At 68.2% G+C, this 24,998-nt stretch carries 24 protein-coding genes and 1 other RNA gene; 6 read left to right on the top strand and 19 right to left on the bottom strand.

Annotation, left to right across the window (positions count from 1 at the left end; all coding sequences use genetic code 11):
- Window positions 1-3 precede the first annotated feature (3 nt).
- From rnpB to M7H19_RS02055, 3 genes are all read right to left on the bottom strand, one after another.
- Window positions 4-411, bottom strand: an RNA gene (rnpB, locus tag M7H19_RS02065) — RNase P RNA component class A.
- Window positions 412-571: 160 nt separating this feature from the next.
- The gene (locus tag M7H19_RS02060) at window positions 572-1,720 is read right to left on the bottom strand and encodes a bifunctional RNase H/acid phosphatase (RefSeq protein ID WP_298176350.1); all 1,149 of its coding nucleotides are present in this window, start codon (window positions 1,718-1,720) and stop codon (window positions 572-574) included.
- Window positions 1,717-2,454 (bottom strand): C4-type zinc ribbon domain-containing protein, encoded by a 738-nt coding sequence (locus M7H19_RS02055; protein WP_298176347.1) that lies wholly within the window; start codon window positions 2,452-2,454, stop codon window positions 1,717-1,719. Before M7H19_RS02055 ends, M7H19_RS02060 begins: the two co-directional genes overlap by 4 nt.
- 232 nt (window positions 2,455-2,686) lie before the next feature.
- On the opposite strand from M7H19_RS02055, the gene M7H19_RS02050 reads away from it, so the two are divergent.
- From M7H19_RS02050 to M7H19_RS02040, 3 genes are all read left to right on the top strand, one after another.
- A complete protein-coding gene (locus tag M7H19_RS02050) occupies window positions 2,687-3,370 on the top strand; it encodes a helix-turn-helix domain-containing protein (protein ID WP_298176344.1) in 684 nt (227 codons plus the stop codon).
- Between the two features lie 228 nt (window positions 3,371-3,598).
- Complete coding sequence (locus tag M7H19_RS02045; RefSeq protein ID WP_298176341.1) at window positions 3,599-5,965, top strand: cytochrome P450/oxidoreductase; 2,367 nt, start codon at window positions 3,599-3,601, stop codon at window positions 5,963-5,965.
- 142 nt (window positions 5,966-6,107) lie between these two features.
- Window positions 6,108-7,427: an MFS transporter gene (locus tag M7H19_RS02040; protein ID WP_298176338.1), complete on the top strand. Its 1,320-nt coding sequence runs from the start codon at window positions 6,108-6,110 to the stop codon at window positions 7,425-7,427.
- Between the two features lie 91 nt (window positions 7,428-7,518).
- Here the strand turns inward: M7H19_RS02040 and M7H19_RS02035 are convergent, their stop codons facing one another.
- The 11 genes from M7H19_RS02035 to M7H19_RS01985 form a co-directional block, all read right to left on the bottom strand.
- A complete protein-coding gene (locus M7H19_RS02035; RefSeq protein ID WP_298176335.1) occupies window positions 7,519-8,205 on the bottom strand; it encodes a CoA transferase subunit B in 687 nt (228 codons plus the stop codon).
- Window positions 8,202-8,969 (bottom strand): CoA transferase subunit A, encoded by a 768-nt coding sequence (locus M7H19_RS02030; RefSeq protein ID WP_298176333.1) that lies wholly within the window; start codon window positions 8,967-8,969, stop codon window positions 8,202-8,204. The genes M7H19_RS02035 and M7H19_RS02030 overlap by 4 nt, the downstream gene beginning before the upstream one ends.
- Complete coding sequence (gene fahA / locus M7H19_RS02025; RefSeq protein WP_298176331.1) at window positions 8,966-10,150, bottom strand: fumarylacetoacetase; 1,185 nt, start codon at window positions 10,148-10,150, stop codon at window positions 8,966-8,968. The genes M7H19_RS02030 and fahA overlap by 4 nt, the downstream gene beginning before the upstream one ends.
- Window positions 10,147-11,025, bottom strand: coding sequence for a hypothetical protein (locus tag M7H19_RS02020; protein WP_298176328.1), 879 nt, complete (start codon window positions 11,023-11,025; stop codon window positions 10,147-10,149). Before M7H19_RS02020 ends, fahA begins: the two co-directional genes overlap by 4 nt.
- On the bottom strand, window positions 11,022-12,221 hold the full coding sequence (locus M7H19_RS02015) for a homogentisate 1,2-dioxygenase domain-containing protein (protein WP_298176325.1): 1,200 nt from the start codon (window positions 12,219-12,221) through the stop codon (window positions 11,022-11,024). Before M7H19_RS02015 ends, M7H19_RS02020 begins: the two co-directional genes overlap by 4 nt.
- A gap of 153 nt (window positions 12,222-12,374) precedes the next feature.
- Window positions 12,375-12,941, bottom strand: a complete 567-nt coding sequence (locus M7H19_RS02010) for a MarR family transcriptional regulator (protein WP_298176322.1) — start codon at window positions 12,939-12,941, stop codon at window positions 12,375-12,377.
- Between the two features lie 69 nt (window positions 12,942-13,010).
- Entirely contained in the window at window positions 13,011-13,820 is an 810-nt protein-coding gene (locus tag M7H19_RS02005; protein ID WP_298176319.1) for a Nif3-like dinuclear metal center hexameric protein, read from the bottom strand.
- Between the two features lie 25 nt (window positions 13,821-13,845).
- Window positions 13,846-14,469 (bottom strand): ATP/GTP-binding protein, encoded by a 624-nt coding sequence (locus tag M7H19_RS02000; protein WP_298176422.1) that lies wholly within the window; start codon window positions 14,467-14,469, stop codon window positions 13,846-13,848.
- Entirely contained in the window at window positions 14,462-14,869 is a 408-nt protein-coding gene (locus M7H19_RS01995; RefSeq protein ID WP_298176316.1) for a DUF742 domain-containing protein, read from the bottom strand. Before M7H19_RS01995 ends, M7H19_RS02000 begins: the two co-directional genes overlap by 8 nt.
- Entirely contained in the window at window positions 14,866-15,285 is a 420-nt protein-coding gene (locus M7H19_RS01990) for a roadblock/LC7 domain-containing protein (RefSeq protein ID WP_298176313.1), read from the bottom strand. Before M7H19_RS01990 ends, M7H19_RS01995 begins: the two co-directional genes overlap by 4 nt.
- 10 nt (window positions 15,286-15,295) lie before the next feature.
- On the bottom strand, window positions 15,296-16,540 hold the full coding sequence (locus M7H19_RS01985) for an ATP-binding protein (protein ID WP_298176420.1): 1,245 nt from the start codon (window positions 16,538-16,540) through the stop codon (window positions 15,296-15,298).
- Between the two features lie 327 nt (window positions 16,541-16,867).
- On the opposite strand from M7H19_RS01985, the gene M7H19_RS01980 reads away from it, so the two are divergent.
- Genes M7H19_RS01980 through M7H19_RS01970 form a run of 3 tightly spaced genes read left to right on the top strand, consistent with a single transcriptional unit; the run spans window position 16,868 to window position 19,245 of the window.
- Entirely contained in the window at window positions 16,868-17,374 is a 507-nt protein-coding gene (locus tag M7H19_RS01980; RefSeq protein ID WP_298176309.1) for a low molecular weight protein-tyrosine-phosphatase, read from the top strand.
- Window positions 17,371-18,255, top strand: a complete 885-nt coding sequence (locus M7H19_RS01975; protein WP_298176306.1) for a fructosamine kinase family protein — start codon at window positions 17,371-17,373, stop codon at window positions 18,253-18,255. The genes M7H19_RS01980 and M7H19_RS01975 overlap by 4 nt, the downstream gene beginning before the upstream one ends.
- A 51-nt stretch (window positions 18,256-18,306) precedes the next feature.
- The gene (locus M7H19_RS01970) at window positions 18,307-19,245 is read left to right on the top strand and encodes an SURF1 family cytochrome oxidase biogenesis protein (RefSeq protein WP_298176303.1); all 939 of its coding nucleotides are present in this window, start codon (window positions 18,307-18,309) and stop codon (window positions 19,243-19,245) included.
- A gap of 62 nt (window positions 19,246-19,307) precedes the next feature.
- Here M7H19_RS01970 and M7H19_RS01965 read toward each other — a convergent pair whose 3' ends face one another.
- The 5 genes from M7H19_RS01965 to M7H19_RS01945 form a co-directional block, all read right to left on the bottom strand.
- The gene (locus tag M7H19_RS01965) at window positions 19,308-20,276 is read right to left on the bottom strand and encodes a cobalamin biosynthesis protein (protein ID WP_298176301.1); all 969 of its coding nucleotides are present in this window, start codon (window positions 20,274-20,276) and stop codon (window positions 19,308-19,310) included.
- A 55-nt stretch (window positions 20,277-20,331) separates the two neighbouring features.
- Window positions 20,332-21,405, bottom strand: a complete 1,074-nt coding sequence (gene nudC, locus M7H19_RS01960) for an NAD(+) diphosphatase (protein ID WP_298176298.1) — start codon at window positions 21,403-21,405, stop codon at window positions 20,332-20,334.
- Complete coding sequence (locus M7H19_RS01955; protein ID WP_298176295.1) at window positions 21,402-22,793, bottom strand: pitrilysin family protein; 1,392 nt, start codon at window positions 22,791-22,793, stop codon at window positions 21,402-21,404. Before M7H19_RS01955 ends, nudC begins: the two co-directional genes overlap by 4 nt.
- Entirely contained in the window at window positions 22,790-24,076 is a 1,287-nt protein-coding gene (locus M7H19_RS01950) for a pitrilysin family protein (protein ID WP_298176293.1), read from the bottom strand. The genes M7H19_RS01955 and M7H19_RS01950 overlap by 4 nt, the downstream gene beginning before the upstream one ends.
- A 116-nt stretch (window positions 24,077-24,192) precedes the next feature.
- Window positions 24,193-24,948, bottom strand: a complete 756-nt coding sequence (locus M7H19_RS01945; protein ID WP_298176290.1) for an SGNH/GDSL hydrolase family protein — start codon at window positions 24,946-24,948, stop codon at window positions 24,193-24,195.
- Between the last annotated feature and the right edge of the window lie 50 nt (window positions 24,949-24,998).

The following is a 24,998-nucleotide window of genomic DNA, read 5'->3' as shown; positions in this document are numbered from 1 at the left end:
AAGTGGACGAGTTGGCATGTAAGCCGGATTCTGTCCACGCCCGCCTTACGGCGAAGCGCTGGGCGACCATCCATCTGGGCCTGCCGTCGCCGACAGGCTCAAGCGGCCTACCCGCAGGCATCGGACGGGCCGCCCTCAAACGCCTGCGCAGGAGCTGGAACAGCTCCCTTCTGGCCTTGCTCCGGGTGGGGTTTACCGAGCCGCCCCGGTCACCCGAGGCGCTGGTGGTCTCTTACACCACCGTTTCACCCTTACCCGGCCGATCTCGGCCGGGCGGTCTGTTTTCTGTGGCACTTTCCCGCGGGTCACCCCGGGTTGCTGTTAGCAACCACCCTGCCCTGTGGAGTCCGGACTTTCCTCGGCCGGAGGCACCGAAACGATGTCCTCAGCCGCGGCCGCCCTGCCAACTCGTCCACTACACACAGGATACTCCGAAAAAGCCGGCGGCCTCATGGCTGTCACCGGTGACGGTGGCCGTGCCTGTGGTACGCCTGTGATACGGCAAACGCCCCGGCACGGCCGCCGTGTTCCCGCCCGCTGGACGGGACGGCGGCCAAGGACAGCCACGGGCTCAGCTCAGATGCGACGTGTCGTTGATCAGCTGGACGGAGGCGTTGCCATCTGGGTAGAGATCGGCGATCGACAGCGACGCCAGATCCAGATGCAGCCGATACAGCAGCGACGGGCCGACGTCGAGGGCGTACCGCAGTAACGACTTGATCGGCGTGACGTGGCTGACGATCACCACGGTCTCACCGCCGTACCGGGCGACCACGTCGTTACAGGCCCGGCGCACCCTGCGGTGCACCTCGTCGAAACTCTCCCCGCCCGGCGGGCGTACGGAGGTGTTACGCAGCCAACGCCGATGCAGTTCCGGGTCGCGCTGCGCGGCCTCGGTGAAGGTGAGCCCTTCCCACTCGCCGAAGTCGGTCTCCCGCAGTTCGCGGTGGGTCTCCACCCGCACGCCGAGTGCGTCGGCCACCTTCTGCGCCGTCTGCGTGGCCCGCATCAACGGTGACGCCACCACGTGCACCGACTCGCCGAGGTCCTCCAGCGCCGCGATCCTCTTGGCGGCGGCCTCCGCCTGTCGCGTGCCCAACTCGGTCAGGGTGACGTCGCCCAACCCGGAGTAGCGCCGGTCCACCGACATCGGAGTCTGTCCGTGGCGCAGCAACAACAGTCGTGTGGGCGTACCTTGCGCGCCCGTCCACCGACTCGGCGACCGCTGTTGCGCCGGTTCCCGCGTCCCTTCCCCCGGCTGGTCCACCCGTGCTTCGGTGGACCACGCCGTCGCGGGTGTTCCGCCGCCGTTGGCCTGGGTGTCCATGGCTTCGTTGGCCAGCCGGTCGGCGTGAGAGTTCTGGGCTCTCGGCACCCAGGTGTAGGTGACGCGTTCGAACTGCTTCGCCAGTTCCCGCACCCGCAGCGCCAGAGGCTGCAACATCGCGTTCTTGATCTTCCAGCGGCCGCTCATCTGTTCCACGACGAGCTTCGAGTCCAGCCGTGCCTCCACAGCGGACGCTCCCAGCTCGGCGGCGGCCTCCAGACCCGCGATGAGCCCCTGGTACTCGGCGGCGTTGTTGGTGGCGACGCCGAGACCGGCCTGCCGTTCGGCGAGCACCTCCCCGCTGTCGGGATCGCGCACCACCGCGCCGTATCCCGCGGGCCCCGGATTACCCCGAGAACCGCCGTCGGCCTCGACGATGACGGGTCGGCTCACAGCCCCGACTCCGGCGTACGCACAAGGATCGCGTCGCAGTTCTCGCACTGCACGACCTCGTCGTCGGGTGCGGCCTTGATCTCGGCGATGCTGCTGCGGTCGAGTTCTAATTGGCAGGCACCGCATCGCCGCGACTTCAACAGCGCCGCGCCGATGCCCTTGTGGGCACGGACACGCTCGTAGAGGGCCAGCAGGTTCTCCGGCAGCTTCGGCAGCAGGTTCTCGCGGTCGGACTCCCGGCGGGCCTGCGTGGCATCGAGGTCGGCCAGCGCCTCGTCCCGCCTGCGCTGCGCGTCGGCCAGGTCCTGCTCGGCCTTGTCCACCTCGGCGGCGGTGCGCTGGACGTCGGCGTCGACGGCTTCCTTGCGTTCCATCAACTCCAGCTGGTCGTCCTCCAGCACCGTCTGCCTACGCGCGAGTGTCTCCAACTCGCGCTCCAGGTCGGCGAGCTGCTTGGCCGACACCGATCCAGACTCCATGAGTTTGCGGTCCCGTTCGGCTCGTGCTCGCACCGACTCGACCTCGCGTTCCTGCTTACCGACCTCGCGTTCGAGGTCCGAGGCCGACGTCTGCGCGGCCACCAGCGCGTCACGACGCTCCCGCAGCTGCTTCTCGGCCTCGGTGATCTCGGTGAGTTCGGGCAGGTTGCGACGACGATGTGCTACCCGAGCCAGCTCGGCGTCGACCTCGGCGAGGTCGAGCAACTGGCGCTGCACGGCGGGTTCTGCCTTCACTACTCTCTCCGTTCGTTCTCGCGTTCGCAGACTCTGCGGACCACGACCGAGTACAGCCATCCGTCGCCGAACATCGCGATGACGCGCTCGACAGCCGAATCAGCTGCGTCCCCAGATCCTCCCACAGTCGTCGACTCCCTCCGGGCGCGCTTCGGACCTGCTCACCACCACGATCCTCCCAGTTCAGGTCATTGTGCGATCATCGGCTGCGACGCACACGACGAGGAACCGGATGAGCACCCTGCAAACCCTTGACCGAGGCCTGCGCGCGCTGGACATCATCTCGCAGAGTCCGGCCGGTATCTCGGTGACCGAGTTGGCCACCGAACTGGGCATCCACCGTGCTATCTGTTATCGCGTCGTGGCGACCTTGGAGGCGCATTCCCTGATCACCCGCACCGGTGACGGCAAACTGCGGCTCGGTGTCGGCGCGGCCGTGCTCGCCTCCCGGTTCGAGCCCCAGTTCATGCACGGCGCGCATCCGGTCCTGCAGGAACTGGCCGAGCGCACCAGGGCGACCGCGTTCATCGCCGCGGCCGAGGCGGACACGTGTGTGGTGATCATGGTGGCCGAGCCGAGTGAAGCTGTACTGCGGGTCGGCTACCGGGTCGGCACCAGGCACCCGTTGGACAAGGGCGCGTCCGGCATCGCGATCCTCTCGCTGCGACCGGAACGTCCCAACGACTCCGACCTCGTCAAACGGGCCCGCAAGGACGGTTACAGCGTCACCTTCGGCCAGCTCAATCGAGGCGCGGTCGGCGTCTCGTCGGGCATCCGGGTGCCGGGCGGTGCCGCGCCCGGTTCGTCGTTGGAGCGCAGCGTGGGTGTCGTGGCCATCGAGGGCCTCGACACCGATCGCGCGGCTCGCGAGGTCGTCCGGGCCTCGGAGAGACTCGCCCAGTTGATCACCGGCTGAACCGGTACTTCCGCACTTTTTCGTTCCCGCGTCTCGTTCCCGCGCCGCCGCTTCCCCGTGCGTCTTGAGCACGGGCCACAGCGCTTTCGCGGCGTAGTCATTCCTGCACGGAAAAGTACCTCTTGACCGGGGTCGTGACCCCACTTACTCTCCCCTCATTAACTTTAAACGAACACATGTGTTCGATAAAAGTAAAACCCCTGCACAGTGGCGTATGGAGGGAGTCTCATGGGAGCGGAGTCGGCGTCTGCCATCAACAACGGAAAGGGCACCGCGGTCACCGAATCCCCGAGTGGATGTCCCATCGACCACTCGCGCCTCGACCCCACGGGATGCCCCGTGTCGGCCAACGCGGCGGCCTTCGACCCGTTCACCGGGCCCTACCAGGAGGACCCTCCGGGCTCACTGCGCTGGTCCCGTGACGAGGAGCCGGTGTTCTACAGCCCCAAGCTGGGCTACTGGGTGGTCACGCGGTACGAGGACGTGAAGGCGGTCTTCCGCGACAACATCACGTTCTCGCCCGCCAACGTGCTGGAGAAGATCACCCCGTTCAACGACGAGGCGAACGCGGTGCTCGCCAAGTACGACTACGCGATGGGCCGCACGCTGGTCAACGAAGACGAGCCCGCCCACATGCCCCGTCGCCGCGCGCTGATGGAACCGTTCACCCCGCCGCACCTGGCCCAGCACGAGCCGATGGTGCGCAAACTGGTCCGCGAGCGCGTCGACAGCTTCATCGACAGAGGCGAGGCCGAACTCGTCGACGAGATGCTCTACGAGGTCCCGCTGACGGTGGCCCTGCACTTCCTCGGTGTGCCCGAGGAGGACCACGAGACCCTGCGCAAGTACTCCGTCGCACACACCATCAACACCTGGGGTCGCCCCGCACCGGAGGAGCAGGTCGCCGTCGCCGAGAACGTCGGCAAGTTCTGGCAGTACGCGGGCAAGGTGCTCGAGAAGATGCGCGAGGACCCCTCCGGCCCCGGCTGGATGCAGTACGGCATCCGCCTACAGCCGCAGATGCCCGACATCATCACCGACTCCTACCTGCACTCGATGATGATGGCCGGCATCGTCGCCGCGCACGAGACCACCGCGCTCGCGGCCACCAACGCGATCAAACTCCTGCTGGAGAACCGCACCCTGTGGGAGGAGCTCTGCGCCGACCCGAGCCTGATCCCCAACACGGTCGAGGAATGCCTGCGGTTCGCCGGCTCGATCATCGCGTGGCGGCGGGTCGCCACGAAGGACACCAAGATCGGTGACGTCGAGATCCCCAAGGGCGCGAAGCTGCTGATCGTCAACACCTCGGCCAACCACGACGAGAGGTTCTTCGACAACCCCGACGAGCTCGACATCCGCCGCGAGAACGCCAGCGACCACCTGAGCTTCGGGTACGGCTCGCACCAGTGCATGGGCAAGAACCTCGCCCGCATGGAGATCCAGATCTTTTTGGAGGAACTCACCAAGCGGATCCCGCACATGGAACTGGTGCCGGATCAGGAGTTCACCTACCTACCCAACACCTCCTTCCGCGGCCCCGAGCGCCTGTGGGTGCAGTGGAACCCGGCGAAGAACCCGGAGCGGAAGAACCCTGAGCTCCTCGACCGGCAACTGAAGATCAAGATCGGCCAACCGTCCAAACGCACCATCACCCGCACGATGACGGTGCAGCGGATCGAGCCGGAGGCCGACGACATCGTGCGGATCACGCTCGCCGACGTGCACGGCAGGCCGCTGCCCAAGTGGTCCCCCGGTTCGCATGTGGACATCGAACTCGGCGAACTGTCGCGGCAGTACTCACTGTGCGGCGACCCCGACGACCGGTCGTCCTACCAGATCGCCGTGCTGAAGGATCCCGAAAGCCGCGGCGGCTCCCGGTACGTGCACGAGAAACTGTCCGTCGGCGACACGCTGCACATCCGTGGGCCGCGCAACCACTTCAAGCTGAACCCGGACACACAGCGCTACATCTTCATCGCCGGAGGCATCGGCATCACCCCGATCCTGACGATGGCCGACCACGCCCGCCGCGAGGGCAAGGACTACGAGTTCCACTACTGCGGCTCGTCGCGCAGCGCGATGGCGTTCCTCGACCGGGTCGTCCGCGACCACGGCGACCGACTGACGCTGCACGTCTCCGACGAAGGCACCCGGCTCGACATCGCCGAACTGCTGAAGACCCCGCAGGACGACACGCAGATCTACGCGTGCGGACCGCAGCGGATGCTCGACGCCCTGGACGACGCGACCGAGCACTGGGACGAAGAAGCCCTGCGAGTCGAACACTTCTCCAGCGATCTCGGCGAACTCGACCCCGAGAAGGAACACGCGTTCGACGTCAAGCTGGCCGACTCGGGAATCACAGTCCGGGTCGCCGCTGACCAAACCGTCCTCAACGCCCTGCGCGCCGCCAACATCGACGTGCTGAGCGACTGCGAGGAAGGGCTGTGCGGCAGTTGCGAAGTCACCGTCTCCACAGGGGAGGTCGACCACCGCGACAAGGTGCTCACCAAATCGGAGCGCGCACTCAACAACAAGATGATGACGTGCTGCTCCCGTGCCTGCGGCGACTCGATCACGATCGAGCTCTGATCGCCGGCTCATCTCCCTAGGACCGCGGGCCGCGAAGGGGCGGCCCGCTCAACAGGTGAAAGGAACCTCGATGGCATCAGCCGTTGACGCAATTCCCACCGGCGCCGCTGGGAACAACGGCGGAGGGCGCACGACTCCACGGATGTTCAGGCGAGTGCTGACCGGCAGCATGGCCGGAGCTGTCCTGGAGTGGTACGACTTCGCCATCTACGGTGTGCTGGCAGCCACGGTGCTCGGGCCGCTGTTCTTCCCCAGCGACAGCGGTATCGCCAGCCTGCTGATGGCACTGGCCACCCAGGGCCTCGGCTTCTTCGCCCGCCCCCTCGGCGGGATCGTGTTCGGTCACCTCGGTGACCGGTTCGGCCGCAAACCCATGCTGGTCGTGACGTTCCTGATGCTCGGAACGGCGACCGCGGCCATCGGGTTGCTGCCGACGTACGCCGACATCGGCATCACGGCGACCTTCCTGCTCGTCGGTCTTCGCCTGGTCCAAGGCTTCGCTTTGGGTGGTGAGTTCGGTGCGGCCGTGTTGTTGGTGAGCGAGTACGGGGAACCGAAACGCCGCGGGTTCTGGGCGTCGTGGCCGCAGGCGGGCGCTCCCGCCGGGACCGTGCTGGCCACCGCGGTCATCACCGTGCTGACCCTGACCACCACCGAGGCCGCCTTCGAGTCGTGGGGTTGGCGGGTGGCGTTCCTGATCGCCATCCCGCTGCTGGCCATCGGTTTCTGGGTCCGCCGTGGCGTCGAGGAATCGCCGGTGTTCCGTGAGGCTCAGGCCCAGGCGGCGAAGGCGAGCGACAAGACCGGCAAGGGCGGCAAGGCCGACAAGGCGGCTTCCGGCAAGGAACACAAGTCCAGCATCGTGCTCGCACTGCGGCGCCCCCGCCAGGTGCTGCACGGCCTCGGCCAGCGACTGGGCGAGAACATCGCGTTCTACATCTACACGACGTTCGTCATCGCCTACGCCACCACGTACTTCGAGTTCGACCGTGGTGACGTGATGCTCGCGGTGACCTTCGGGTCGGTGTTCCAGTTCCTCGGCATGATCAGCGGCGGCGCGTGGTCCGACCGGGTCGGCCGGAAGACCGCGATGATGGTCCCGTCCGGCGTGCTGATCGCCTGGGCACCGGTGTTCTTCTGGCTGGTGCAGTTCGAGAGCGTGCCGCTGCTGTGGGTCGGTGTCTGCGTGGGCACGTTCTTCCACGGCATGCTGGCCGGCCCCGAGGCCGCGTGGATCACCGAGCTGTTCCCGACCCGCTACCGCTACGCGGGCTCGTCGCTGGTGTACCAGGGCTCGTCGATCTTCGCCGGGGCTCCGGCCCCGTTCATCGCCGTCTGGCTGGTCGATTCCTTCGGTGTCGGCATGGTCATCGGCTACCTGGTCATCACCATGGCGATCACGTTCGTCGCGGTGGCCACGAGCAGGGAGACCAAAGGCGTCGACCTCGAAAAGATCGTCTGAGCGAAGACGACCACGACGAAGGCCCACCCCGTTCGTTCGGGGTGGGCCTTCGCTTCATCCGGTGTGCCGGTCTCGTCAGGAGATGTCGGTTCTATGGAACGGTCACCGGAGCCTCTGTGACCGCGACGAGCTGTTCGGTCGTCACCCCGGGCGCGAGTTCGCGGAGCACGAGTCCGCCGCCCGGCGTGTCGGCCACGTCGAGGACACCCAGGTTCGTGATGATCCGCTGGACGACACCCTCACCCGTCAGCGGCAACGTGCACCGGTTGAGGATCTTCGGGCTGCCGTCCTTGGCGGTGTGTTCCATGAGCACGATCACCCTGCGGGCGCCGTGCACGAGGTCCATCGCACCGCCCATGCCCTTGACCATCTTGCCCGGCACCATCCAGTTCGCCAGGTCGCCGGTGGCGGACACCTGCATGCCGCCCAGCACCGCCGTGTCGATGTGCCCACCGCGGATCATGCCGAACGACAACGCGGAGTCGAAGAACGCGGCGCCCGGGTTGACCGTGACCGTCTCCTTCCCCGCGTTGATGAGGTCGGGGTCGACCTCGTCCTCCAGCGGATACGGCCCCGTGCCGAGGATTCCGTTCTCGCTGTGCAGGATCACGTTCACATCCTCGGGCAGGTGGTTCGGGATCAGCGTGGGCAGCCCGATGCCGAGGTTGACGTACTCACCCGGCCGCAGTTCCTCCGCCGCCCTGGCGGCCATGTCCTGACGCGACCATCCGGTGGCCGTCGTGGCCGTCGTGGCTGTCACGGCTGTCGTGTCGGTCATGCCTTCGCCACCTCTGTCTGACGCACGGTGCGCTTCTCAATCCGCTTGTCCTGCGGTCCGGTGTGGACGATGCGTTGGACGAACACGCCGGGCAAGTGCACCTGAGCCGGGTCCAACTCGCCCGGCTCCACCAGTCGTTCCACCTCGGCGATGGCGACCTTCCCCGCCATGGCGGCGAGCGGGTTGAAGTTCATCGCCGTCTTGTTGAAGAGGAGGTTGCCCTGTGTGTCACCGACCTCGGCGTGCACCAACGCGAAGTCGGCGACGATGGCCTCCTCCAACAGGTAGCGCTTGCCGTTGAACACCCGCACTTCCTTCGGCGGCGATGCCACCGCGACGTTGCCCTCGGCGTCGTACCGCCACGGCAGACCACCGTTGCCGACCGGCGTGCCGACACCGGCGGGCGTGTAGAACGCGGGGATCCCCGCCCCACCCGCACGCAGACGTTCGGCGAGCGTGCCCTGCGGGGTCAGCTCCACCTCCAACTCACCGGCCAGGTATTGCCGGGCGAACTCCTTGTTCTCCCCGACATAGGACGCGGTGACCCGGCGGATGCGACCTGCCTCCAACAACACCCCGAGGCCGTGGCCGTCGACACCGCAGTTGTTGGAGAACACCTCCAGGTCGGTGGCCTCGCCCTCCGCGATGGCGGCGATCAACGTGTCGGGAATACCGCACAGACCGAACCCACCGACCGCCAAGGAAGCACCACTGGGGATGTCCGCGACCGCCTCGGCTGCGGTCGCGACCACCTTGTCCGTCACTTCTCGGTTCCCTTCGCGGGCAGGATGCGGGTGCGCACCTCGCCGAAACCGATCCGGCCGCCACCCACACCGGGCGCGGTGGCTCGCAACACGACCTCGTCGCCGTCCTGGAGGAACGTCCGCTCCTGGCCGTTCACCTGGAGCGGCTCCTTGCCACCCCACGTGATCTCGATGAAAGCGCCACGCTGGTCCCGCTCCGGTCCGGAGATCGTGCCGGACGCGAACAGGTCACCGGTACGCGAGGACGAGCCGTTGACGGTCATGTGCGCCAACATCTGCGCGGGCGACCAATACATCTCCCGATACGGCGGACGGCTGACAACCTGGCCGTTCAGCTCCACCTCCAGGTCGATGTCCAGGCCCCACGGCGAGGTCTCCCGCAGGTACGGCAGCGGCTCCGGGTCCTGCTTCGGCGTGTCGACCCTGGCCGATTCCAGGGCGAGCAGCGGCACCACCCACGGGGAGATCGAGGTGGCGAAGCTCTTGCCGAGGAACGGCCCGAGCGGCACGTACTCCCACGACTGGATGTCACGCGCCGACCAGTCGTTGAGGACGACCACGCCGAACACCCGCTGACCGAACTCGTCCACGGGCACGGGCTTCCCGAGTTCCGAGCCAGTGCCCACGATGAAGCCCAGCTCGGCCTCGATGTCGAGCCTCTGACTCTCACCGAACGTGGGGGAATCCTGGTCGGGCGCCTTGCGCTGCCCACGCGGGCGCACGATGTCGGTGCCGGACGGGATCACGGTGCCGGCGCGTCCGTGGTAGCCGACGGGAAGGTGCTTCCAGTTCGGCATCAACGGCGGCGAACCGGGCCGGAACAACTTGCCGAGGTTGGTGGCGTGGTGCTCGGAGGCGTAGAAGTCGACGTAGTCACCGACCTCCACGGGCAGGTGCATCGTCACCTCGTCCACCGAATGCACGGCCGCGTCGGGCACGTCACCGGAGACGAGCTCGGTGATCCGCTGCCGCACCTCCACCCACCGCGCGTGACCCTGCGCCATGAAGGCGTTCAACGTCGGCTGAGCGAACACGTCGTCGCCCAACGCCGCGGCGAGGTCGACGACGGAATCGCCCACCCGCACACCCACGCGAGGCGCGGTACCCGGCGTGGAGAACACGCCGTAGGGCAGGTTGTTCAGCCCGAACAGCGAACCGTCGGGGATCTCGATGGTGGTCATACGGTCCTTTCGTACGTGGGCAAGGACGACTCCGGCAGCAGACCGAGTTCGACCATCTCGGTGAGCGGGTCGTTGATGCTGCAGGTGCCGAACGAGCGGAACGCCGCGCGCGCGGCGGCCACCCGGTCGGCGTCGAGCGCCGCGACTCGCTCGGCGACCGCGGCACCGTCCCGGTCGGCCAACAGCCGGATCAGCTCGGCCTCCTCCGCACCGCGCAGCGCGGCGTCGGTGGCGAGAAGCAGGTTGAGGAATCCGTGCTGTTCGAAACCGGTGTTCGGGTCGGTGTTGCGGATGGCGTGGTGCAGGCCCGCGGTGGCCTTGTACGGAACGCGGGCGTCCACGACGGCCTTGACCGCCGCGGCCAGCTCGGCCTCGTCGGGGTACAGCTCGGCCTTGATCCCGCCGGTGCGGAACTTGGCCTTGTACCGGGTCGACGGCAACACGGCGATGATCTCCGGCCTGCGCTCGTCGCGCGGGACCTCGACGAACACCTCCACGGCGTCGTCGATGCCCGCCGCGTCGAGCGCCTCGACGAGGGCGGTGGCGGTCGTCGGAGTGGGGACCGCCACCTCCAGCGCGCGCAGCTCCACCGGCAACGCGGCGACGGTGGCGAGCACATCGGGTACGGCCGACGGCCCGTCGGGGACCGTCACGGTGAGATCGAGCCGGTCCCCACCGTCGACGGGCACCAGTCCGGCGAGCTCCTCCAAGGCCGCCGTCGAGACCACCAGCGGGCCGACCAGTTCCGCATACGGCGCGTTGACGTGCCGCACGTGCGCGGGCACCGCCTCGGCCAGTGGAGCCAGCCCCGGTGGGAAGATCGCGGCGTCGTCACACAGTCCCTTGGCGAACGCGGGGAGGGAGACGGTGGTCATTGCTTCGGCCCCCGTCCGGCCCAGGTCCACGCGTAGTTCGGGTCTTCACAGGCCAGGGCGCCCTCGCCCAGTTCCAGCGGGCGGAAGGTGTCGACCATGACGGCCAGTTCGTCGAAGAACTCCACGCCGATGCTGCGTTCGTACGCGCCGGGCTGCGGGCCGTGCGAATGGCCACCGGGATGGATCGAGACCGAGCCCTGTCCGATGCCCGAGCCCTTGCGGGCCTCGTAGTCGCCACCGCAGTAGAACATGATCTCGTCGGAGTCCACATTGGAGTGGTAGTAGGGCACCGGGATGGCCTGCGGGTGGTAGTCCACCTTGCGCGGCACGAAGTTGCACACCACGAAGTTGTGCCCCTCGAACACCTGGTGAGCGGGCGGCGGCTGGTGCACGCGACCGGTGATGGGCTCGAAGTCGTGGATGCTGAACTTGTACGGATACAGGCAGCCGTCCCAGCCGACGACGTCGAACGGGTGGTACGGGTACACCAGGCGGGTGCCCACCACTCCGCCGGGACCACGGTGCTTGAGCAGCACCTCGACGTCCGTGCCCTCCCGGATCAGCACCTCCGTCGGCCCGTGCAGGTCGCGTTCGCAGTAAGGCGCGTGCTCCAGCAACTGCCCGTACCGGGACAGGTAGCGCTTCGGTGGCGCGACGTGGCTGTTCGCCTCGATCGCGTACGCCCGCAGCGGCTGGTCGCCCTTCGGCACCCAGCGGTGCGTGGTGGACATCGGGAGGATCACGTAGTCGCCCGTGGTCACCTCCAGCGCACCGAACACGGTCTCCACCACCGCGTCGCCCGACTCGACGTAGACGATCTCGTCGCCGATGCCGTTGCGGTACAGCGGTGATTCCTTGCCCGACACCACGTACGAGATGCGTACGTCGGCGTTGCCGAGGACCAGGCGACGACCGGTCACCACGTCGGTGTTCTTCCAACTGTCACCGGGGAACAGGTCGTGCAGCTTCAGATGCCGAGGCCGCAGCGGATGGTTGGGCGTGGTCGTCTGGTCCGGCAACTCCCACACCTGGGAATCGACGATCGACGAGGGAAGGTGCCGGTGGTAGAGCAACGAGGAGTCGGACGAGAAGCCTTCCTCGCCCATGAGCTCCTCGTAGTAGAGATCGCCGTTCTCGTCGCGGTGCTGCGTGTGCCGCTTCGGCGGGACGTAGCCCACCCGGCGGTAGTACGCCATGACTGCCTCCCTGGAAGTCGACGTGCGGGCCGGCCTGCCGCGCATGACCGCGATTACCGCGCCCGCTTGAACCACATAGTAAACACATTTACTAATTTCGACGAGTGATGCACAGCACATTGGCGCGATCGCACAAACCACGCGGGAGACGCGTCAGTTCCGGCCTCGGACGTCAAACTGATTCCGATTGGTGATGAGCTTGTTGAGCAGCATGATCAGGATGCGTTGCTCGGTCTCGGTCAGCACGCTGGTCCACTCGTATTCCCGCTCGTTGTGCTGACGGAACACCTCGACCATCTCGCGGTGCCCCTTCTCGGTGAGCGACAAGCGCACCGAACGCCCGTCGCGCTCGTCGGGAGTTCGCGCCAGCCAACCGTCCGCGACCAGCGTTTTCGCCAGGTTCGACACGGCGGCGCGACTCATCCCGGTGAGAGTGGCGGCGCTCTTGGGTTCCAGCGGGCCGGCCAGCCAGGTGACGAACATCAGCCGGAACCCGGACCACGACAGACCGCGCGGCCGATGCACGGCCGCTTCCAGGTCGTAGGTGACGATGTTGGAGGCGCGGTTGAGCGTCAACAGCACCTCGGTGGCCAGTTGATGACGGAAGCCGTACTCGGTGGCCAGCCGATGATTGGCGAGCTCGACGAACGACCAGAAGTCAAGCTCGCTCGCGGACGGATACCGCTCGTCGCGCCCGCTTTTCCGGTCGTCGTCGGTCATGCCCTCACTGTAAAGACCCCGACACCGGCCGGGGCCCTCAACCCTCCGAATTAGTACATTCGTTTACTACTATGACTCGTATCCGCTACGGATCGTCCACGGGTCGGTGCACAGTGTCGACACTCGCACCTCGACATCACCGACCTGCCGGATCACCTCGGCAGCCTGCTCACACCACGGCCACTCACTGGCCCAATGCGTCAACCCGACCAGCGCGGGACCGTCCTGTTCGAGGTGCTCACCCACGGGGTGGTGCCGCAGATCCGCTGTCACATAGGCGTCCACACCGGCCTCGGTGGCCGCGGCGAGGTAACTGTCCCCCGCTCCACCCGACACCGCGACGGTCTCGATCCGACGACCCGGATCTCCCGCGCCCAGCACGCCCGGCTGCGTGGCGGGCAACGCCTCGGCCACACGCCGCACGAACTCCGCGAACGACACGGGCTCACTCAGCTCCCCGATCCGCCCGATGCCGGTCCGCCCGTCGGCGTGGGGAGCCAACGGGCGCGACACCCGGAGCCCGATGCGCTGGGCGAGCGCATCCGATACACCGGGAACGGCGGAATCGGCGTTGGTGTGCGCACAGAACAACGCCACGTGCGAGCGCACCATCCGATGCACGAGCCGCCCCTTGGCCGTATCGGTGCCCACACCGTGCACCCCGCGCAGCAGCAAAGGGTGGTGCGCCACGATCAACTGCGCACCCCACTCGACAGCCTCCTCGACCGTCGCGGTCACGGGGTCCACACACACCAGGACACGCTCGACGGGTTCGGCCGGGTCACCACACACCAGTCCCACCGCGTCCCACGACTCGGCGAGCTCACGCGGGTAGGCCGCATCGAGGGCGGCGATCACGTCGGACACTGTCGAAGTCATGCCCCGATCCTTTCAAACCCGCCCCTCAACCGAACCCGCCCCGCGCCCTCGACATCGTGTAGATGTGGTGGACCAGCGTGATCAACACGTACTTGGCCGAATTCCGCTGCCGCGCGTCACACTCCACGACGGGAACGGTATCGTGCACGGACAACGCCTCCCGCAACTCTCCGAGTCCGTGCGCGGTCCCCGGGAAGTTGTTGCGGGCCACGATGAACGGCATGCCGTACTGCTCCAGCCGGTCGATGGCGTACCACGAGTCCTCGATCCGTCGCGTGTCCACCAAGACCACCGCGCCCAACGTTCCCGCGAACAAGCGGTCCCACAGGAACCAGAACCGCTGCTGACCGGGCGCCCCGAACAGGTAGAGCACCAGCTCGTCGGTGAGCGATACCCGACCGAAGTCGAACGCCACGGTGGTGCTGGTCTTGTCGACGAGACCGGTCGTGATGTCGACCCCGCGTCCGGCCTCGGTCATCGTCTCCTCGGTGCTGAGCGGCCTGATCTCACTCACCGCGCGGACCAGCGTCGTCTTGCCAACGCCGAAACCGCCCACGATGACGATCTTCACGCCGTCGGACGCGGTACTGCGCAACGGTGTGCGACCCGTAGCCGGAGTACGGAACCTCGGTGCGGCGGAGTCAGAGATTACGGAGTCCAACGAGCACCTTCTCCAGGAACGCGGGGTCGGGTAGCTGGTCGACGGCTCGCGGCGCGGTGGGATGCCGGGCCTCCACCGCACCGGCGTGCAGCAGATCGGTGAGCAGGATCTTCACGACACTGACCGGCAGATCCAGCTCGGCGGCGACCTCGACGACCGCGGTGGGGCTTTGACACAGCCACAGGATGCGCGCGTGCTCCGACTGCATCCCCGGTCTGGGCTCGTCCTCGCTCACGATGATCGTGACGAGATCGAGCTCGCCCTCGGGAGCCCGACTACGACCACCGGTGATGGTGTAGAGCCGGTCAGGCGTGTCGTCGGCCTCCACCGGGTCGCCGGACTCGGGGACGGACTCGGGATCTGACACGGTGCCGGGTGTGTCGGTCATGCCAGCTGACCGCGACGACGGTATCGGGGCGGGGCGGTGAGGAACGGGCCGATCTGTTCCACCAGCTCGTTCATCTTGTGTCCGACTAGCCCGACGTCGGCGTTCTCGGTGGCCACCACCGCGAGGTGAGCGCCTTCACCGGCACCCACCACGAACAGCACACCACCGTGGAACTCGGTCATCGACTGTCGCACACCGCCGGAGCCGTCGCCGAACTCCGCCGACGCGCTCTGCGCGAGCGCCTGGACTCCCGCGGCGATGGCGGACAGTTGATCGGCCTGATCGATGTCGAGGCCGCGGGTGTGGCACAACTTGAGCCCGTCCCGGGAGAGGACGAGGGCATGACGTGCGCCCGGTGTCCGCTCCAGCAGGCTCTGCAGAAGCCATTCGAGACTCTGGTCTGTGGTGCTGCTCATGGGCAAGTCCTCAGTCGGCTGTGGTCGGTGGAGTGTCCGGCCGCACCGCGGCACGGAAAGCGTTGAACCGGGCGCCCGCATCCGCACGGGGCTTCGTCTCCACGCGATGCCGCGCTCGCGGCGGTGGGGAACTCACGAGCGTCTGGCCGCGCCGCCGTTTCGGCAGTCGGGCGCTCTGCGTCTGCGGCGTGGACTGAGCCGAGTGCGGTGGACGTTCCTCGACCGGACGACGGTTTCGCACGGTGGGCTCGTCCTCGGAGCGTGGCCGCGTGACGAGGAGTTCCGGGATGCGCAGCACCGCGCTGACACCGCCGCGCGGCGACCGGTGGAACCGCACCCGTAGCTGGTGCTTACGCGCCAGGCAGCCGACGACGGCCAGTCCGAGGCGGGTCCCGGACAGGGCGACGAGATCGAGCGGTTCGGTGGTCGACACGGCACGTTCTGCGCGTTCGAGCACCTGCGGTTTCATGCCGATCCCCGCGTCCTCCACGATGACGACCACGCCCGACGACAGCTGTTCGACGTGCACGTGGACGTCCTCGGACGGTTTGGAGAACTTGGCCGCGTTGTCCATCAGTTCGGCCAGCGCGTGCATGATGTCCTCTGCCGCGTATCCCACGATGGCCGCGGTGCACGTCGAGTGCAGTCGCACGCGCCGGTAGGCGCTGATGCGGCCCATGGCCCCGCGCAGGATGCTCTCCATGATGATCGGCTTGGTCCAGCGTCGCCCTGTCCGTGCTCCGCTCAACACCGCGATGCTGTCGGCGAGGCGGCCGGCCTGAGCGGTGCAATGATCGAGCTTGAGCAGGTCGCCGAGCACGTCCTCGTTGTGCCGGTACTCCATCTCCCGGAGGTCTGCGAGCATGCCGACGGCCATGGCCTGCATGCGGCCCGCCGCGTTGGCACACGCGGACATCGCCGCTTCCCGCTGGCGTTCGCTTACTCCGAGCTCTTTCACGAACTGCCGAAAAATTCGACCGGAAACATCATTCGAAAGGTTCGGAGTTTCAGCCGAAATGGTGGTTACCGACTCACCTTCACGTAGCCGTCGAGCAGCCACGGGCAAGATTTCGTCAGCCAATTGAGTGAGCTCGTCCTCCACTGATTCGACACGACGGTGAACTTGTTGTAATTGCACTGTGTGCATCACCGCAACAAACGTCGCCGCACCGAGCAACGCCACGGTCACACCACCGGCGACTATGACCGGAAGTCTTTGTGACGCAACGGTTTCCAGGCACACCCACGCCCACAGAGCGCAGGCGACGGTGACCGGCGCGACCAGCACAAGCAGAGCTCGCCCGTTCGGCGAGCGTGGGGTGAGCGCACGAAGCGCGTCCGACGGGGAAATGGGAGACCCCCAGGTTTGCTGTGGCGTTCCTGATACGAAGCCGACAGCGGAAGAAAAATTCCGATGTCGACGAGTTCGGCAGCTTAGTACCGTCTTGGTGAGGCTGCCACTCGACGCAGTACCGGGTAACGAAAAAGGGCGAAAAGGCGGTGAATGGAACAACCACTCACCATTGGTGGCCGATTCCGGCCCACCCGTCGAACGGGCAGGGGTTCCGGGGACACTGGAGGCATGGCTGACCACAGCTTCCCGATGAGCATCGTCTTCGTCTGTTCCGGCAACATCTGCCGCTCGCCGATGGCCGAAGTCGTGTTGCGGCAGCGTCTGGCCCAGCACGGCTTGTCCGAAACCGTGTCCGTGCGCAGTGCGGGCACAGGCGCCTGGCACGTCGGTGAGCCCGCCGACCCCCGCGCGCAGGCCACTCTGGAGGCCCACGGCTACAGCGTCGACCACACCGCCCGCCAGATCGGCCCCGAAGACCTGGACGCCGACCTGCTGTTGGTGGCCGACAAGGGACATCTGCAAGACGTGCGTTCCCTTCTCGAAAGCGACACCGACGGCGACACCGACAGCGACACCGACAAGGTGCGGTTGATCCGCAGCTTCGACCCCACCGCACCGGCCGACGCCGAGGTGCCCGACCCCTATTACGGCGGTGACGAGGGCTTCGTGGACGTGCTGGGCATGATCGAACGCGCCGTCGACGGACTCGTCGAGTGGATCCGGCGGAATCGATGAGCGTCTCAGAGGCCGGACGCGTGGCCGAAGAGCACACCGGGACCCGGGCCACCGGTGAGCGACGGCTCGCCGGTGCCGCCTCCGTGGTGACTCTGTCCGACGGCCGGGAGGTGGTCGTCAAACGCGGTCCGGGACCCGACGCCACGATGGCGGAGGCGGCGGGCCTACGGTGGCTGGGCGAGCAGGGCGGCGCCGGCGACGTGCCGGTGCCCACGGTGCACGGAGTCGACGACACGTGGCTCGTCATCGACTACATCCCCTCGGGGTCGCCGAGTGTGGAGGCCGCCGAGGCCTTCGGACGAGGCCTGGCGGCGCTGCACGCCCGGTCGGCGCCCGCGTTCGGGTCCGCGCCGCCGGGTGGCCCCGCCAACGCCTGGATCGGGCTCGCGCGCATGCGCAACGAGCCGCACGACGACTGGCCGACGTTCTACGCACGCCACCGGGTGGAGCCCTACGTGCGCGAGGGCGTCGATTCGGGTCTGTTCTCGTCCCGCGAGGCGGCGGTGTTCGAGGAGGTGTGCACGCGCCTGCCCGAGCTCGCGGGCGCTTCCGAACCTCCCTCCCGGTTGCACGGCGACGCCTGGAGCGGCAATGTGCACTGGGGCGCGGACGGGAACGTATGGCTGATCGACCCCGCCGCGCACGGTGGGCACCGGGAGACCGACCTGGCCATGCTGCGGCTGTTCGGCACGCCACTGCTCGATCACGTGCTCGGCGCATATCGGGAGGGAGCACAGGACGTCGGCCTGCCGCTCACCCCGGGCCACGAGGAGCGCGTACCACTGCACCAGCTGTTCCCCCTGCTCGTGCACGCGGTATTGTTCGGCGGCGGCTACGTCGGGCAGGCACTGGCCGCCGCGCGGGCGGCGCTGAGCGCATAGACAGGCATCACACCACCCCTGGCCGGGCCTGACGCTGGGTGTCGGCATACCGTGGTGAACGTGCGCTGGAAATTGCTGCTCCGGCCAGGTTGGCTGGCACTCACACTGGCGGTGTTCGGCTTCGCCGTGCTCTGTTACACAGTGCTGGCACCCTGGCAGTTCGACCGGCACACCGGGCGCAGTGAGCAGAACGCCGCCGTGGAGGCGTCGTTCACCCAACAGCCCAGCCCGCTGGAGGAGGTACTGGCGCCCGGGCAACGACCGGACCGGGAGACGGAATGGCGTCGCGTCATGATCGAAGGCACCTACCTGCCCGAACACGAGATCGTCGCCCGCCTGCGCACGGTGCAGGGTGAGCCCGCGTTCGAGGTGTTGACACCACTGCGCACCACGTCGGACCGGGTGGTGCTGATCAACCGCGGGTATCTGCGGCCGGACAACGGTGACGTCCCCCCGTACGCCGCGCCGCCGACCGGTGTGGTGCGCGTGGAGGCCCGGGTCCGTGCCGACGAGATCGACCCCCAACAACGCGCACCGTTTGCCGACGCCTCGACCCAGGGCAAACTGCACACCTATGTCGTGAACTCCGCCACCGTCGGCCAGGCCACCGGGCTGGACATCTCCCCCGGCTACCTGCAGCTCGTCGAAGAGCAGCCGGGCGTGCTCAACGCGTTACCCCTGCCCACCCTGGAGGCGGGCCCGTATCTGTCCTACGCGCTCCAGTGGGTCGCGTTCGGCACGATGGCGATCCTCGGCTGGGCCTACTTCACCGTGCGTGAGCTGAAGCCCGGCGGCGTGCTCGCGGAGGAACGCGGAGGCGGCAACGGCGGCCGACGTCGGAAGTCGGTGGCCGAGATGCTCGCCGAGGACGAGGAGAACGCTGCGAACACGGGGAACGCTGCGGACGAGAAGAATGACGCGGAGAACGAGACCGCCGACGCCGTCGCGGGCGGTGGAACCGGCGGTGACCGCGACAACGCCTCGCGGTAGCGGCCCGCGACCTCGTCCACACCTCGTCTACGCGGTGTCGTACGCCCTGTCTCCCAGGCTCCTCAAGCTCCTGAAGCAGAGCGTCGGCGGAGTCGGCGCCGAGGGCTCGGCAACAGGGCCACGGCGGCCGAGGTGGCGCCCGCCAACCAACCCACGACGCGGGACAGCTCGACGGCCCGGGTCACGTGGCCCGCGTCCGGGTTCCGGCCGTCACCGAGCACAGGTAGTTCCCTCACCCCACCCGGGTACTCCGTACGCCCACCGAGCCGGATCTCCAACGCACCGGCGTAGGCTGCCACGACCCGGCCCGAGTTCGGGCTCGGATGCAGGACGGTGTCCCGCCGCCAGGCCCGCCAGGCAGCCCGAGCCGACCCGCCGACCACGGGAGCGCCCGCCACGGTGAGTGCCGCCGTGGCACGCGTGGGCAACAGGTTCACCACGGTGTCGAGGTGCGACGCCACACGGCCGAAGCGTTGCCTGCCCGCCTGCTCGGTCACCACCCGGCGCACCACTCCCACGGCGCGGGAACCCAACAGACCGGGCACACCCGCCACCGCGCCCCACAACAGCGGTGCCACCACCGTGTCGGAGGAGTTCTGTGCCACCGCCTCCACCGACGCACGCGCGAGCGCGGTGTTGTCCAGCTCCTGCGAACAACGCGAATCCCAGGCCGCCAGGGTCTGGCGCGTCGCGGCCAGGTCACCCGTCTCCAGCTGACGGGCCAGGGCCGTACCGTCGGCGGCCAGGCGCGCGCCTCCGAGGACCGCCCACGTGCTCGCGGCGGTCCCCACGGCCGTCACCAGCGGACGCCCACGTCCCAGGCGTTCCACCGCGAGTCCGGCCAACACGGCGGTGCCCGTCACCGCGCCGAGGTGTACCGCGCCGGGGACAGGATGGTCGACGCGCACACGCTGCTCACCGGCCCGCGCCAGCCGCGCCAGCGTGGCGTCCATTCGTCCTCGCACCGAATCACCGACCATCGAATCGGCCAGCACGCCCAGCAGCAGTCCCACAGCCCGCGCTGCGCTCACTTCGACATACCCCCATGACTTTCGCGTGCCGCGAGAGTATCGCGTCGGCTCGGCCTCAGTTCGCCGCCTTCGCCCAGGAACGCAACATCACGTGCGCGATGGACGTGCCTCCCGGCAACAGCAGCCCGGGATCGTGTTCCTCGAACGCTGCCCGTACCCGGTCGCGAGACACCCACCGCGCGTCCTCGATCTCCCCCTCGGCCGGGGCGAGCCGGGCACCACGCTCCGCCCGTGCGGCGAAACCCAACATGATCGAGCGCGGGAACGGCCACGGCTGGCTGCCGAGGTACCGGATGTCCCGGACCGCGACACCGACCTCCTCGCGGATCTCGCGTTCCACGCAACTCTCCAACGACTCCCCGGCCTCGACGAACCCCGCGAGCACCGAGTACCGGCCCGCGGGCCACACCGGCTGTCGTGCCAATAACACGTGTTCGCCGTTGACGCCGATGTCGTCGTGCACCAGGCAGATCACCGCCGGGTCGGTGCGGGGATATTCCTCGTGTCCGCACTGCTCACAGATCGTCGCCCAGCCGAACTGCCGTAACCGGGTCGGGCCGCCGCAACGAGCGCAATGCCGTGCTCGGCGATGCCAGTTGCGTAGCGCCACGGCGGTGGTGAGCAGCCCCGCGGCCGTGTCGTCGAGCACGGAGCCGTGTACGCGCAGCCCCACCCACGCCTCCCCGTCGGCGACGGGGATCTCCACCGGCGCGTTCCACCCGCTGTCGACCCGCACCGTGCGAGCACCGGATGCCGAGGCGTCGAACACCGCCCAGTAGTCGGTGTCCTCCCACTCGCCGAGGAAAACGGCGTCGTCCGGCAGCTCCGGTGACACGTCGAAAGCGGGCGTCGTGGACAACGGCACAGCACCCGCCTCGCCTCCGGTATCGACACTGTCAGCCCTGTCGACACTGTCGGCACTGTCGGCGGCACCGCCTGTGTCGAGGGCACCGAAGAAGGCCCGCTCGGGCACGGGCACGCGACCACGGTCGTCCATCCGCACCACCCGCGCCGACGGCCACCGCGCACGCAACCGTTCGGGGTCTGCCCTCAACGACTCCTGTCGATCGGCCGTCGACCGGGACAACGCTGGAGAGGCGTCCAGCTCGAACGGGGCGGCAGAGCTCATGAGGCTCCGACGCCGTCGTCGACCGTGACACCGCCCAACGCGGTCAGCTTCGGCGCGAGAGCATCGGCATCGCCCACGACCACGCCCGTGAACCGGTTCGGCGCGAAGAACTCCAGCGCCGCCTCCGCCACCTGCTCGGTGGTGACCTGCGCCAGCCTCGTCGGGTGCTCGCTGAGCCACTCCACGCCCAGACCCGTCTCCGCCAGCGCGGACAACTGGCTCGCCAGCCCCGTCTGCGACGACGACGCGATCAACAACGTGCCGATGGCGTACTGGCGCACGGAGTCCACCTCGGCATCCGTCGGCGGCACCAGGCCGAGCCGGCCCAGCTCGTAGCGGGTCTCCAACAGCGCAGCCGCGGTCACCTCACTGGCCGTGTCTGCCTCGACCTGCAAGGTCGCCGTCGACGAACCGACGAACTCGAACCCGGAGTGAGCGCCGTAGGTGTAGCCCTTGTCCTCGCGGATGTTCTCCACCAGCCGAGACGAGAAGTACCCACCATAGGCGAGGTTGGCCAACTGCAACGCCGGGTAACGCGGATCGGTCCTCGGCACGGCCGGTGCCGACAGCCGGATCTGCGACTGCACCGCACCGGGCCTGCCGACCAACAGCACGTCACCGGGGGCGACTTCGGGGAGTTCGGGCAGTTTCCGCGCCCGCGCACCGGGCGACCAGTTCCCCAGCGCACGTTCGACCTCGGCCACCATGGCGTCCGGGTCGACGTCGCCGACGATCACGAGCGTGGAGCCGCCCGGTACGACCGACGCCGCGTGCAGCTCCCTCACGGCCTCGGGCACGACGGCCGCCACGTCCTCCGCCTTCGGGACCTCACGCGTGTACGGGTGGTCGCCGTAGCGGCGGCGCTGCAGAGACTCCCGAGCGATCACCCTGGGCTGCGTGCGCGCCACGGCGATCCGCTCGGAGATCCGGGCGGCCTCCCTGCGCACCTCGTTGTCCACGTACGAAGCCTCGGTGAGTACCTCGGCTAGCACGTCCAGCAGCTGCGGCAGTTTGTCCGCCAACGCACCGCCGCCGATGTCGAGGTGCTCCGGGTCGACCACCGTGCCCAGCTCACCCCCGATGAGGGCGAGGTCGGTGTCAATGCGCACGCGGTCGCGTCGCCGGGTGCCGGTGAGCAGCGTCTCGGCCAGCACCTCCGCGGTCGCCGGATGCAGTGGGTCGTCACCGGCGAACGGGATCGTCAGGCGCAGCTCGACCATGGGAGCGGTCGGCTTGCGCACGGCCAGCACGCGCAGCCCGTTGGCCAGCACGGTGTCCACATGGGATAGATCAGCGGCGCGTTTGAGGCCCCCGAGCGGCGGCATCCGCCTCGGTCCGCGCTCCGTGCGACCGATCTCCTCAGCGGAACGATGACTGGTCACGCTCACTGGGCACCTCCCTGTCCCGGCTCCACCACGAGAATGGCACGCGCGTCGGGGCGGAGTGCCTTCGCGGCCTGGCTCACCTGTTCGGCCGTCACCGCCGCGATGCGCTCGGGCAGCTCGTACATCAACGCGGCGTCACCGTGCAACAGCTCCAGAGAGCCGAGCGCGAGCGTGCGCGACAGGAGACGGTCGTGGTCGGAGTGCAGGCTGGCCCTCCAGCGCGCGATCACCTTGGCGAGTTCCTGCTCGCCCGGCGGGTTCGCGGCGAGTTCGCCGAGCTCGGAGTCGAGCGCGTCGAGCACCTGGTCGGTGGTCACGTCCGGCGGGTGGATGGCCGTCACCGAGAACGTGTCCGGATCCCGCGCCTCGAAGTGGCCGAACAGACCCGCGCTGGCGGAGACGTCGGTGACCAGCGGCTCGACGTGCACGAGGCGCTGCTGCAACCGCGACGAGTCACCGTCGGTGAGTATCCCGGCCAGCACGAGGTTCGCGAGATACGAGTCGAGGTCGTTGATCGGGTCGGCCATCCGGTATCCCACGGCAAGTGCCGGAAGCGGCGCATGCGGGTCGTGGTGGCTGCCGCGCAGTTCCTCGGTGGGGTGCGGTTCGGCGAACGACGGCCGCTGCGGCTTCGGTCGTGCGGGCACATCGCCGAAGTGCTTCTCCACGAGCTCGCGGGTGCGCTCCACATCGAGGTCGCCGGCGACGGTCAACACCGCGTTGGCGGGCGCGTAGTAGGTGTCGAAGAACGCGGCGCAATCGTCCAGCGACGCCTGTTCGAGGTCGGTGAAGTCGCCGTAGCCGTTGTGGGCGTTGGGGAACGTCGAGTAGAGCACCGGCGGCAGGAGGATCCACGGGAAACCGCCGTAGGGGCGGTTCAGCACGTTGAGCCGGATCTCCTCCTTGACCACGTCGATCTGGTTGGCCAGGTTCTCCTGCGTCAGCTTGGGCGCGCGCATCCGGTCGGCCTCCAGGAACAACGCCCGCTCCAGGGCGGCCGACGGCAGCACCTCGAAGTAGTCGGTGTAGTCCGGGTGGGTGGAGCCGTTGAATATGCCCCCACTGCTTTGCACGTACCGGAAATGAGCGAGCTTCTCCAAGCTCTCACTGCCTTGGAACATCAGGTGCTCGAATAGATGGGCGAACCCCGTGCGCCCTTCCGGTTCGGAGCGAAAGCCTACGTCGTAGTGCACGCTGACACCGACGACCGGCGCCGTCGGGTCCGGCGCGAGCACGACCCGCAGGCCGTTGTCGAGGGTGAATTTGTGTAGCTCGGAGACGGCCATGCCCACACCCTACGGGTAGCAGTCCGCACGGGGGGCAAGACCGGGACGGGTTCCGTTTCGCCACGGACGAACGACAATTCATCGCGAACGAGGGCAACGGGCAGCCCCGACCACGGTCACGGCCCGCACCACAGCGCCAACCGGGTCCACATGGCGGCGTGGACGACGCGGTGACCCGCGGCCGTCAGGTGGGAATCGTCCGGTAGGTACAGCCCCTCCGCCTCGGGCGTGCCGCCGGCGGGCAGATACTCGCCGAGGTCGACCAACTCGACACCTTCGTCGGCGGCGACGGCCTTGACCACACCGGCGTAGGCGTCCCACGAGTGCACCGGCTCCGGCACCAGCCGCGACCCCGGCTCCGGGCCTAGCACCAGCAACACGGTCGTGCGGGGAGACGCCCGCCGCAACTTCTGCACGAGTCCCCGGTAGTGCTCGTCGAAACGTGCCGGCGGCACGTCCCGGGCGAACTCGTTACCGCCCAGCACGACGAGCACGAGCGGGGGCCGCAGGTCGTGCACCGTGTCGACCGCGGTCTCGGTGTGCTGCCACCGCCCACCGGGATGGAAGTCCGCCGATATCGCACCGTTGCGGGCCAACACCGTGGTGACGGTGCCCCATTCGTGCGAGGCGCGACGCTCCAACGTCGACACCCAGCCGGCCTCCGTCTGCGCGTAGACTCCCTCGCCCTCGTAGTCGGGCAACCCCCAGCCCGTGCTGTGGGAATCGCCGAGCACGATGAGCGACGACTGGTCCGCACACCACGTCACCGTGGCAGCGGTGGTCGCCCGCGGAGCGATGCAGGCCGACAGGAACCCGGCCAGCACCAACACCACCCCACCAGCCCGGAACCACGCACGCCCTACACAACCCACGGTGTCTCCTCGCCGCGATGACTCGCCGGTCCGGGTGAATCGGCGACGTC

Source organism: Saccharomonospora sp. (genome assembly GCF_027317685.1).
In the GTDB taxonomy this organism is placed as follows: Bacteria; Actinomycetota; Actinomycetes; order Mycobacteriales; family Pseudonocardiaceae; genus Saccharomonospora.
The sequence above is the reverse complement of the archived record's forward strand: the minus strand, read 5'-3'. Positions and strand labels throughout refer to the sequence as shown.